The 11,624-nt window shown below is 53.9% G+C and carries 11 protein-coding genes and 1 pseudogene; 9 read left to right on the forward strand and 3 right to left on the reverse strand.

From position 1 onward, the window contains the following. Nucleotides 1-46 precede the first annotated feature (46 nt). Nucleotides 47-481: a BrxA/BrxB family bacilliredoxin gene (locus AC4G46_RS02905; protein WP_491126612.1), complete on the forward strand. Its 435-nt coding sequence runs from the start codon at nt 47-49 to the stop codon at nt 479-481. Between the two features lie 98 nt (nt 482-579). Next, nucleotides 580-1,389 (forward strand): NAD(+) synthase, encoded by an 810-nt coding sequence (gene nadE / locus AC4G46_RS02910; protein ID WP_491126613.1) that lies wholly within the window; start codon nt 580-582, stop codon nt 1,387-1,389. A gap of 97 nt (nt 1,390-1,486) precedes the next feature. Here the strand turns inward: nadE and AC4G46_RS02915 are convergent, their stop codons facing one another. Further along, nucleotides 1,487-2,317, reverse strand: a complete 831-nt coding sequence (locus tag AC4G46_RS02915; RefSeq protein ID WP_491126614.1) for an alpha/beta hydrolase family protein — start codon at nt 2,315-2,317, stop codon at nt 1,487-1,489. A 174-nt stretch (nt 2,318-2,491) separates the two neighbouring features. Here AC4G46_RS02915 and acpS point away from each other — a divergent pair, with 174 nt between their 5' ends. Together acpS and mutY are read left to right on the forward strand one after the other, a co-directional pair. After that, nucleotides 2,492-2,884, forward strand: coding sequence for a holo-ACP synthase (acpS, locus tag AC4G46_RS02920; protein WP_491126615.1), 393 nt, complete (start codon nt 2,492-2,494; stop codon nt 2,882-2,884). Between the two features lie 66 nt (nt 2,885-2,950). Further along, a complete protein-coding gene (mutY, locus tag AC4G46_RS02925) occupies nt 2,951-4,177 on the forward strand; it encodes an A/G-specific adenine glycosylase (RefSeq protein WP_491126616.1) in 1,227 nt (408 codons plus the stop codon). 761 nt (nt 4,178-4,938) lie between these two features. Here the strand turns inward: mutY and AC4G46_RS02930 are convergent. After that, the gene (locus AC4G46_RS02930) at nt 4,939-5,547 is read right to left on the reverse strand and encodes a superoxide dismutase (RefSeq protein ID WP_342564136.1); all 609 of its coding nucleotides are present in this window, start codon (nt 5,545-5,547) and stop codon (nt 4,939-4,941) included. 597 nt (nt 5,548-6,144) lie between these two features. Here AC4G46_RS02930 and AC4G46_RS02935 point away from each other — a divergent pair. The 5 genes and pseudogenes from AC4G46_RS02935 (at nt 6,145) to folE (ending at nt 10,225) form a co-directional block, all read left to right on the forward strand. Further along, nucleotides 6,145-6,564, forward strand: coding sequence for a GNAT family N-acetyltransferase (locus tag AC4G46_RS02935; protein ID WP_090715169.1), 420 nt, complete (start codon nt 6,145-6,147; stop codon nt 6,562-6,564). Nucleotides 6,565-6,769: 205 nt separating this feature from the next. Continuing rightward, nucleotides 6,770-7,387: a signal peptidase I gene (lepB, locus tag AC4G46_RS02940; RefSeq protein ID WP_491126617.1), complete on the forward strand. Its 618-nt coding sequence runs from the start codon at nt 6,770-6,772 to the stop codon at nt 7,385-7,387. A 51-nt stretch (nt 7,388-7,438) separates the two neighbouring features. Beyond that, nucleotides 7,439-9,200: pseudogene (gene queG / locus AC4G46_RS02945) on the forward strand (tRNA epoxyqueuosine(34) reductase QueG). A 125-nt stretch (nt 9,201-9,325) separates the two neighbouring features. Further along, a complete protein-coding gene (locus tag AC4G46_RS02950; protein WP_068723224.1) occupies nt 9,326-9,580 on the forward strand; it encodes a YneF family protein in 255 nt (84 codons plus the stop codon). Between the two features lie 51 nt (nt 9,581-9,631). Then, a complete protein-coding gene (gene folE, locus AC4G46_RS02955) occupies nt 9,632-10,225 on the forward strand; it encodes a GTP cyclohydrolase I FolE (protein WP_068723229.1) in 594 nt (197 codons plus the stop codon). Nucleotides 10,226-10,342: 117 nt separating this feature from the next. Here the strand turns inward: folE and AC4G46_RS02960 are convergent, their stop codons facing one another. Then, nucleotides 10,343-11,527: a Fe-Mn family superoxide dismutase gene (locus AC4G46_RS02960; RefSeq protein WP_491126618.1), complete on the reverse strand. Its 1,185-nt coding sequence runs from the start codon at nt 11,525-11,527 to the stop codon at nt 10,343-10,345. Between the last annotated feature and the right edge of the window lie 97 nt (nt 11,528-11,624).

Raw genomic sequence — 11,624 nt, forward strand, 5'->3', positions numbered from 1 at the left:
TGCAGCCTAACCTTACATTCAAGAGGCAAAGGAGAGTGCAGAAGAAATGTCCATGTCATTTAATCAATATATGCGGGATTCGATTCAGCCTATGCGTGATGACCTGACCGGTATCGGGTTCCAGGAATTGTTGACTCCGGAAGAGGTGGAAGCCGCTCTTCCAGCTGCAAAAGGAACAGCGCTTGTTGTTGTGAACTCAGTGTGCGGCTGTGCAGCCGGCCAATGCCGTCCAGGCGTAGCCCAAGCTCTGCAGAATGAAATTCTGCCGGATCACCTGTTTACGGTGTTCGCGGGCCAGGAGAAGGAAGCAACCGCCAAAGCGCGTGAATACTTCGCTCCATATCCGCCTTCTTCACCTTCCATCGCACTGATGAAGGATGGGGAGCTTGTTCATTTTATTGAGCGCCATGGTGTTGAAGACCGTTCGGCAAGCGAAATTGCTGCTGAATTGAAAGAGGTTTTCGACCGTTATTGCCAGTAAATTAAGGGTAATAAATCAGAGGAATCTCGCGGCGGCCGGAAGCCCGGCTCTGCGGGATTTTTTTTCAAATAAGGAGATGCAGAAACGGAGGAATGGTTATGAGCCTGCAAGAAGAGATTATTGCTGCCCTTGGCGTCAAGCCGGCCATTGATGTGGAAGCAGAGGTACAGAAACGTGTGGATTTCCTGAAATCTTATGTACGTCAGGCCGGTGCCCAGGGGCTGCTGATTGCGATCAGCGGCGGTGTCGACAGCGCAGTCGCTGCAGGATTGTGCAAACGGGCGACGGACGAGCTGACCGCCGAGGAAGGCAAGGAATATATTACGCTTGGTGTTTTCCAGCCTTACGGTGAGCAGGAGGATATTGAGCACAGCTATGCAGTGGCCGAGGCGTTTGGGCTTACCCGCAAAGTTGAAACCAATATTGAAGAAGCGGTTAATGAGATTGCGCTCGAAGTGGAGCACAGCCTCAAGGCGCTGGGGCAGCACCGCCATATTACGCATCAGGGCAAGGGGAATGTAAAAGCCAGAACGCGGATGGTGATGCAGTATGCGCTCGCTTTTGAGAATAATCTGCTGGTAGTGGGTACGGATCATGCTTCCGAGGCAATTACCGGCTTCTATACCAAGTGGGGCGACGGTGCGGTTGACATTACGCCGCTGAGTACGCTTAATAAGCGTCAGGTACGCCAGCTTGCGGTCTATCTGGGAGTGCCGGCCGAGGTTGTGACCAAGGCGCCGACAGCGGGCCTGTGGCCTGGTCAAACGGATGAAACCGAGCTCGGCCTCACATACGATGAGAACAGCGACTATCTGGAGGGCAAGCCGGTCAGTCCGGAGGCAGCGGAGAAGCTTGAACGCTACTATAAGAGAACCGCTCATAAACGTAATGTCATACCGGGGATTTAACAGGGGCAGGCGCTAAAGTTCCTGCCCCAGGATTCATAGGTCAATACTAACCGCCGGAGTCAGCCTGTACCGCTTTCCGGCGGTTTTGCTGTGCAGGTCAGAGCAGGCTGCTGTTCTCCAGCGTGTGCCCGATAAAAGCTTCCGAAGCTGCAATCGCCTGCTCCAATTGCGGTGTTGTTCCGGCAAAGGGATGAACGCTGCAGAAGGTATGGTCGCCTCCGGCAATCTGCACCCAGCTGATATCGGGACGGAGCGCGGTTAACTGCTCGGATCCCTGCCGCAGCCTTGCGCTGTCTTCGGTTCCCTGGATCAGGACGACCGGGAAAGAGGCCGATTTCATCCGCTCAAGAATATTGTAACGCTCAGCCTGGCGCTCCAGATCTTCAAGGATCACAGCATCGAGCGGCATTTGCTGGCCGGTACGGCCGTTAAGTACATGGCTGCGGCCTAATGTTCTCATTTCCTGCTTCTGCTCCCCGGTGAACAGATCAAGGTCGGTAATCCCGTTCCAGGAGATGACTCCGGCAACCTCATCGGGATGGTCCAGCGCGTAGAGCAGACTGTCGCCGGCTCCCCGGCTGTGTCCCAGCAGAAACAGGGGCAGGGCTCCGAATTTATGGTGCTGGCTGAGATAGGAGAGCAGGATCTCCATGTCTTTGATCTCCCGGTTATAGGTGTTGCGGGCAAACTTCTCAAGCTCGGTAAAATGCTGCAAATCCTCGCCGATCCCGGCATGGGAAAAGTTGAAGGAGATGACTTCATGTTCATGGCTGAGTGCGGCTGCGGTGTAGGGGAACATCCCCCAATCTTTGAATCCTTTGTAGCCGTGTGCGATGACTATCAGGCTCTTGGCCTTACTGCGGGCAGGGAAATGGGAGCAGCGCAGGACTGCGTCCTCTCCGGCAGGCAACTCGAAATTACGGTTCATCGGGCGAATCCCCTCTCTTTAATCAGAGATAATATGACAGAATCTAAAAGCCGGACTATAATCATCTCAGAATACCCAGAATGTATATGAAGATAATACCATTATTAAAGCGGTTAAAGAAAGATGGCAGATGAATGTGTTTGAAGGCGTCAAGCTCATAAGGAGTGTGAAGTTGTGATTTATGGAATCGGCCATGATGTGCTGGAGATCGGCCGCATGAAGCGGATACTGGCCAGGGAATCCGGCCCCAAACTTATCCGGCGCATCCTTACAACGGCCGAGCTGCAGCTGGCAGACGGGCGGACAGGCAGGCTGGCTGAATTTGTCTCCGGCCGGTTTGCCGCCAAAGAGGCGGTTGTAAAAGCGCTGGGCTGCGGAATCGGCAGTGAAGTGGGCTTTCAGGATATAGAGATACTGCCGGATGGCTCCGGCAAGCCCTCCGTGACGCTCTCGGAGGCTGCCTGGTCCAGGCTGGGCATGAACAGGGAAGAGTATATTCTCCATCTGACCATCACCCACAGCCAGGAATTGGCTTCGACCTTTGCGGTTGTGGAGCGCAGGGACTAAGGATTAATGGAAGAGTTAAGGACAGTCCTTTTGTATAAATAGAATTTATAGGCAAGGAGATAAAGAATGACAACGCATGAACAGCAGGAGCAGGAGGTAAAACGGTTTTTCAGCACGAATCTGCTGGAATGGTATAAGGTTCAGAAGCGTGATCTGCCATGGCGGCGTCACCGTAATCCGTATTATATCTGGATTTCGGAGATCATGCTGCAGCAGACGAGGGTGGATACGGTCATCCCTTATTTCAACCGGTTCATCGAACGGTTTCCTACGGTAGAGTCGCTGGCGGATGCGCCTGAGGAAGAGGTGCTGAAATGCTGGGAAGGCCTCGGCTACTACTCAAGAGCCCGGAATCTGCAGTATGCGGCCCGGCAGGTCAAGGAGCTGTATGGCGGGGAGGTCCCGAATGACCGGGATGCAGTATTCGGACTGAAGGGAGTCGGGCCGTACACCGCCGGAGCTATCCTCAGCATTGCCTTCAACCGGCCTGAGCCGGCGGTGGATGGCAATGTCATGCGGGTGTTGTCCCGCTATTTCCTGCTGGAGGATGACATTGCCAAGGTTCCGACCCGGGTAAAAATGGAGCGCCTGGCGGCCGAGCTGATCCCGGAGGGAGAGGCATCGCACTTCAATCAGGCGCTGATGGAGCTTGGCGCGCTGGTCTGCACGCCGAAATCACCGCGCTGCCTGATCTGCCCGGTGATGGAGCACTGCGCGGCGCGCCTGGCGGGCTGCGAGACCTCGCTGCCCGTCAAGACCAAGGCCAAGCCGCCGCGCCCGGAAGAGCGGCTGGCGGCCCTGGTCACCGGCAGCGGCGAGCACGCCGGCCGGGTGCTGATCCGGCAGCGGCCACAGAGCGGGCTGTTAGCCCGCATGTGGGAGCTGCCGCATTGGCCTGCGCCGCCTGCCGAGGGCGGCGGCCCCGGTGCGCTGCCGGAGGCGGCAGCGCTGGACCGGCTGCGCCGGTCCCTGCGCCAGGCCGGGATTCTCGCCCGGCCTGAGGGGCACTGGACGGCTGCGGAGCACACGTTCAGCCACATTGTTTGGACCCTGCAGGTGTACATCTGCAGGGAGGAGGACGCCCTGGCGCTGCCGCTGGCGGCAGAAGCGCGGGCGTCCTATGCGGCTGCGGAGCTTGCGCCGGCGGAGCCGTTCGCGGATGGCGGCCATCCGGAGGACGCCGGCGCTGTGCGCTGGATCCGCCGTGAGGACATGGCGGACTACGCGTTTCCGAACGTTTTTCTCAAGCTGCTGAACAGTTACTTCGATGAGGCAGAGAAGGAGCAGCTGTAGGCAGCTGCATATGCTGCGTATGTTAGCTGCAAGGGATAGGCGAGTGCTGATAATGAAGCTTAATGAGTACAATAGCTGCGAAGCGAATGTACTGTGGGTGCTTCTTCATTATTGCAGCTTTAGCAGCAACCTCAACAAGATAAAGGCCTTGCCGTATGCTACGGCAGGGCCTTTATTATTAGGTGTAAAAACGACACTTATTTTAAGCGGAATGCCCCTTTGAGCAGACAGGTGGTAGATTTAAGTGTCTTTTTGCTAACTAGAATCCCTATCCCGGCAAATGCCGTCTTAATAGGTGATGATTTTCCGCTTAGCGTGACTTGACCTCACCTGCAGATGCATTGCCATCATTAGCTATTTGGATAGCTGTACTTTGTACACTTAAAACCGGCGGTTGTCAGCTTTTGCACCATATAGATGCAGTTCATGCAGCTAAATCAGCCCGAAACGGCTGAATCTGGCATTATCCGTTTATTTAACTGCACAGAATGCAGCTAATCGGCAGTTGCGCGGAAAAACCGGTATTTTAGCTGCACAAACTGCAATTAACTCTTAAGGTAACCCTCCCTAATGATGGTCTATAAGCATCCCTGACTTCAGGCAGCCGGATTTAGATGCAATCAGCCGGTACCTGCTCGAAGGTTAAAATGTTGTACTACTTTCATGAACAGTCCAGCCCGCCTCACCTGAACACAAAAACGGATACCGCCCAAAGGGCAGTATCCGTTATGTTCACTCAAGCCGCTTATGCGGCAGGAGTCTTATTTTGCGCTTTCGTAGCGTTTGCCGACTTCTTCCCAGTTCACTACGTTCCAGAACGCTTTGATGTAATCAGGGCGTTTGTTCTGGTAGTTCAGGTAGTAAGCATGCTCCCATACGTCCAGACCAAGGATTGGTGTAGCCCCTTCGCTGATCGGGTTGTCCTGGTTAGGAGTGCTTGTTACAGCAAGCTTGCCGTCTTTAACAACGAGCCATGCCCAGCCGCTGCCGAAACGGGTAGTTGCTGCAGCAGCGAAATCTTCTTTGAATTTATCGAAGCCGCCGAGCTCGCTGTCAATGGCTGCTGCAAGAGCGCCTGTTGGAGCGCCGCCGCCGTTAGGTCCGATAACTTCCCAGAACAGAGTGTGGTTGGCATGTCCGCCGCCGTTGTTGCGAACTGCAGTGCGGATGGCTTCAGGTACTGCGTTCAGGTCAGTGAGCAGCTCTTCAATGCTCTTGTCTTGCAGTTCAGGCGCCTTTTCCAGAGCGGCGTTCAGGTTCGTCACATAAGTGTTGTGATGTCTGTCATGGTGAATTTCCATCGTCAGAGCGTCGATGTGCGGTTCAAGTGCGTTGTTCGGGTAAGGAAGTGCCGGTAATTGAAATGCCATGGAAAAATCCCTCCTGAGTTTTATGAGAATTTGTATGATAAAGAATTTTGGCGGTCTTGACGTCAAAACCCCTTATTTCCAATACGCCTTATAGGGTATGTAACCACTACGATATTATTATTAAACCGTATCTGGAAGAAGAATGCAACATTAAACAAACATAAATGTTTAAAAAGTGACAGCTGTGACAACCTCACGGGAAGTGTAAACACTATGTTAAAGAGATAGATTAACCCGGGGTAGCAGTTTCTATACCCGGGATTTTACCTTTATCATGAAAATGTGTAAATTGTTTTAATAAAAGCGCTTGATATAAAGCGCTTACTAAAGAAAAATGGTGATATCGCCAGAAAAGTGTGCTTTAATAGAGTTAAAAGCAGGTATTCCTCGTTTTTTGAACATTGAAGATGTGATCAGCCGTTTACATTCGGTTAATACTTCTTTGACCACAAGAAAAGCTTCTACGTTAAGATGGATCCGGCCGCTTCTTCAGATAACATCCATTACTTTTTTTTCATGCTTTTTTTCTGTGTTTATTTTTGCAGGAACTCCTTCTTTTTGTAACATCCAAGCCATAGAAAAGGGAGATTATAAAGAATGCACGTTCGTTCCTTTCAATTAAGCGACGTTACCCCTGTGACTGAATTGCTGCAGACCGCATTGTCGGAAGAATGTTTCGAGAACACGATGGAGCCTTTTTCCAGGCAGCTTTCCTGGGATTCCGATCTCATTGTAGTTGCTGAAGAAGAAGGAGAAATTGTCGGTGCGCTGATTGGTACGATTGAAAAGAATCATGGCTGTTATTTCCGCATCGCCATTCATCCCGAATACCGCCGCAGAGGAATCGGCAGAAGTCTGGTTTCGGCAATGGAGAGCAGATTCCAGGCACGCAAGGTTAGCGGTATTTACGTGGCTGTTGATGAGCACAATTCGTTTGCGTTGCCCCTGTATGAAGCTATGGGCTATAACGAGAATCAGATTTTTAAATCCGTACGCAAGCTTAGCATTGTCGGATAAGAACCTTTGCCATCCGGTATGACGTAAGCGGAAACATTTACTAGAATAGAGAACTTTAACGACTTATATGGTCTGTTCCATTATACTGAAGCATATCTCCCCGTTGTCCGTTGCAAATGGCCGGGAGATATGCTTTTCTATTGTTACGGGCTAAAGCTGCAGCGGCGGCAGTACCCTACTAATTACCGGAGCAAGAGGGTGGCATATGAACGGGGAAACCAAAGAGGAACTCATACGCAGCCGCAAGCAAAGATACCGCTCAGTTACCCATAACGGCTCCAGAAGGACTCCGGCGCAGAGATGGGTCCGCGAGATACGGGACTGGATGGTTACTGCTGCAATTGTATTTGCAGTCATGTCGCTGCTTAATATATTCGTATTCAATGTCTCGACTGTGATCGGACAGTCCATGCAGCCGACGCTGTATGAAGGCGAGAAGCTGATTATTAACAAAATCACCCTCAGCTTTGCGGACCCCGGACGGGGTGATATTGTTGTGCTTCATGATCCAAGTATCGGGCCGGACCGGAAGGAGTATCTGGTCAAACGCGTGATCGGGGTACCCGGAGATGTTATAGAAGTAAAGGAGCATCAGTTGTATGTCAATGGCGTATTAGCTGAGGAGCCATATATTGATACGGTAATTCAGGATTCCGATTTCCAGGCGGTAACGGTTGAAGCAGGAACCTATTTCGTAATGGGTGACAACCGCCATGCCGGAGCCAGTAAGGACAGCCGTTATTTTGGTGCTGTTCCGGAGTCCTATATAATCGGAAAGGCTGCATATATCTGGTGGCCCCTGTCCAAGCTGAATGCACTATAAACTGCACCGGCCAGACCGGCTGAATCATGCTCAATAAAGGAGAAGGCGGAAATGAACATCAAGGCCCCGTCAGCATATGCCCCGCCGGCTTCCAGGTGGGAGAAGCTGAAGGCTGAAATTAAAGAGGCTGCCCCGCAGCTGGGGATTGACGATATCGGGTTCACTACGGCTGAACCCTTTCTATATTTGAAGAACATTCTTCAGGATCACCGGGACAAGGGCTATGAGTCCGGCTTCGAGGAGCAGGATCTCGAGAAACGCACGGTCCCGGCCCTGAAGAATGGTGAACCTATGTCTATTATTGCTATTGCTGTAGCGTATCCGTCCAAAATGGAGAACCCGCCCAAGTCGGAGCCCGGAGAACGGCGGGGGATTCTCGCCAGAGCCTCCTGGGGGCGGGATTATCATCTTGTCCTGCGGGAAGCGCTGGCGAAGCTGGCGGGCTTTATCCGTGAGAGCGTTCCTGATGCCGTGCTTGAGAGTATGGTCGATACGGGAGTGCTGGTTGACCGTGCGGTAGCGGAACGGGCCGGAATCGGCTTCAGCGGCAAAAACTGTGCGGTCATTTCCCCGGACTGGGGCTCATGGATTTACCTGGGGGAGATGATCACGAATATTCCCTTTCCGCCGGATAAGCCTGTAGAGGACGGCTGCGGAGACTGCACCAAATGTATTGATGCCTGTCCTACGGGGGCGCTGGTCGGACCCGGACAGCTGAATGCCCAGGCATGCATTTCGTTTCTCACGCAGACTAAAGGGTTTCTGAGTGAGGAATATATGACGAAGATCGGCAACCGCCTGTACGGATGCGATACCTGTCAGATTGTCTGCCCCAAGAACCGGGGGAAGAGCTGGAACCACCGTCCGGAGCTGCAGCCTGATCCGGAAATTGTCAAGCCGCTGCTGATGCCGATCCTTGATCTCAGCAACCGGGAATTCAAGGAGAAATTCGGCATGAGCTCGGCAGCCTGGCGCGGCAAGAAGCCGATTCAGCGCAATGCTGTAATTGCTCTGGGGAATTTCAAAGAAGCTGCTGCTGTTCCGAAGCTGGCCGAGATTGTCCTGCGCGAACCGCGTCCGGAGATGCGCGGTACCGCTGCCTGGGCACTCGGTAAAATCGGCGGCAGTGAGGCACTGGCGGCGGTGGAGCAGGCGCTGCAGCGTGAAGAGGATGGCACGGTGCGGGAAATGCTGGACCGGGCACACGGCAGACTGCTGGAGCAGAAGGAGCCGGGCGGTGAATAAGCTTAGTATGGCGGCATCTGCAGATGTAACAACGGTATATTACAGTGAAATGCAATCCCTGATTGGTGATTTGACGTTATGCGCAACGGACAAGGGATTGTGTCTGGTCCGGTTCGGTCCGCTTGCCAGGACGCGGCCGGATATGGAGAAATGGCTGGCTGTCCGGATAGGCAAGGTGGAGCTGCAGTCCGCGGAAGAGCCGCTTGCTGAAGTGAAACATCAGCTCACAGAGTATTTCAGCGGACAGCGGCGGGACTTTTCGCTGCCGCTGGATATGCGCGGGACCCCGTTTCAGCTCGAGGTCTGGACAGCGCTGCGCACCATTCCTTACGGGGCATCGGCTTCCTATAAGGATATGGCGCTTGCGGCAGGGAACGTCAAGGCGGTCCGGGCAGTCGGGGGAGCCAATAACCGCAACCCAATCCCGGTCATTGTCCCCTGCCACCGGGTCATCGGGGCTGCAGGTGCCCTTGTGGGCTACGCCGGGGGGCTCAGGATTAAGAGCTGTCTGCTGGAGCTGGAGGCCGGGCAGACAGCACCGGATCAATCAGGGATTTATCTTTTTTAAAGGCATGGCCGTTTCGATCTGGCCTATGGGATTTACCAATTGCTGTCCAGATGTTGAAATGCTATGATAGAATCGCGTGCCCAGGACGGGCAATGCCGACAATTGAGTACAGAGGTGGACATTAGATGAATATTGCGTTGCCTATTATTACGCTTGTCGTAGGTCTGATCGGCGGATTTGCCATTGGTGTTTTCTATCTGCGCAGACAAATGACAACGATGCAGAATGATCCGGAAATGCTCCAGAAGGTTGCGAAGCAAATGGGTTATAACCTGAACAACAAGCAGATGCAGCGTGCGCAGCAGATGCTCAAAAACAATAACCAGCCGGGACGGCCAGCACCTGCAGCCAGACAGAAGCAGGGCCGCAAAGGCAGATAGAGGTTCTCGTAATAGATGATTACAGATACGGGGACGAAAGGGGGAGGCTCAATGGGGGGCATCAAGGAATATGTGAACGGCAAGGTATCTGCGAACCGTGAACAGATCGAGTACCACGTTGCCAGAATATTGGAATTAATCGGTGAAGACACCGGCCGTGAAGGCTTGCTGGATACGCCGGCACGCGTCACGCGGATGTATGAGGAGATCTTTGGCGGTTATTCAGTAGATCCCCGCGAGGCGCTCGGCGTAACATTTGATGAGTCTCATGAAGAGCTGGTCATCGTAAAAGATATTGTCTATTACAGCCAGTGTGAGCATCATATGGCCCCTTTCTTCGGCAAGGTCCATATCGGTTACGTGCCAAGCGGACGGATTGCCGGGCTTAGCAAGCTGGCCCGTCTTGTGGAGGCTGTTAGCCGCCGCCTGCAGGTGCAGGAACGCATTACTGCGCAGATCGCAGACATTATGGCCGAAGTGCTTAGTCCGCACGGCGTGATGGTTGTGGTGGAAGGCGAACATCTGTGCATGTGCGCCCGCGGGGTAAAGAAGCCCGGCAGCAAGACGGTGACTATGGCCACCAGAGGCACCTTCCGTGAAGACGCAGCTGCACGCGCGGAATTCCTTGCTCTGATCAAAGAATAGAACGGAGCAGGCTGCAATGCGCTCCGGATATATTGAAAGCCCGCCCGCACTTCTGTGCCGGACGGGCTTTTTGGTTCGCCTAAGGTAATAAGCCCTGCTATCACCGGCGGGACCGGATTAAAAGGGTTGCCACATCAGCTTGCGGGCAGCGGCATAACGCTCGGAGACATATGGCCAGTTGACCACCTTCCACCAGTCTTTAATATAATCGGCGCGGTTATTCTGGTGCTTGAGGTAGTAGGCATGCTCCCAGACGTCCAGCGCCAGCAGCGGGACAACATCCCATTGTGACAGATTCTGATGCTTCTCTGCGGTCAGGATCTCCAGCCGGCGGCTGCGCGGGCTCCAGACGAGAAGAGCCCAGCCGCCGCCTTCAACCTTATTTGCCGCCTCCGTGAACTGGGTCTTGAAGGCATCGTAGCTGCCGAAGCTGCGCTCAATCGCGTCCAGCAAGGCTCCGGTCGGCCGTCCTCCGCCCTGGGGTGACAGGACGTTCCAGAAGATAGTGTGCAGATAATGGCCTGCCCCGTTAAAGGCCAGCTCCCGCTCCCAATGCTTGACCAGATCAAAATCGCCGTTCTTGCGGGCTTCTGCCAGCTTGAGCTCGGCTTTGTTCAGTCCGTCTACATAGCTCTGGTGATGCTTGTCGTGGTGGATAACCATTGTTTTCTCATCGATGTAGGGCTCCAGTGCATTATAGGCATAGGGCAGCGGCGGGAGAGTATGGCCGCCGACCGGTACGGTGCCCGGCTCACGCAGCTCCGGCTGCGGAGCCCCCGGGAAGGAAGGTGCAAAAGGATCTGAGGGCTCAGCCCTGAAATCCGGCTGATACAGCTCCGGCTGGTCTATGGCGGCTTCCCGCATCAGTCCGGCAACCTGTCCCGGCGCGCTCAGCGTTCCGAGTACAGCCAGGAAATACTCTGATTCGCGGATAATGTGCACAATCACGATTCCGGCAAGCGGCTGGGCATTTACCGCCCTACTAGCTTCCCGCAAAGCGTACAGCTGGCGGATGAACTCGCGGGACTGGCCGCAGGCGATATGGACCAGTTGCTCCGTATCGGAAGCAAGCCCGGGGTGCCCGGCAGATCCTGATCCAAGCGACACCTCCAGCAGGCGCCGTGCGGCCTGCTCTGCTGCGCCGAAGACAACAGCCCATTCATCCAGCAGCTTGACGTAAGGCTGCTCCAGGCGGGGAACAATGCCTTTTATAACTTCGGTATGCTCCTTCTCCTGGGTTTTCCAGAAAATAATCTCCTCGAGAATGCGCACAGGCAGCAGCGGCCCGTAAATATACAGCATGGCTGGAAGACCTCCTGTCTTGGCTCAATAACGGTTCATTATATGAGTCCGGAAAAGAGAATATGAGGATTACCGCCGGTCCTGTAAGATGACACAA

The organism is Paenibacillus sp. fava2 (genome assembly GCF_058313675.1).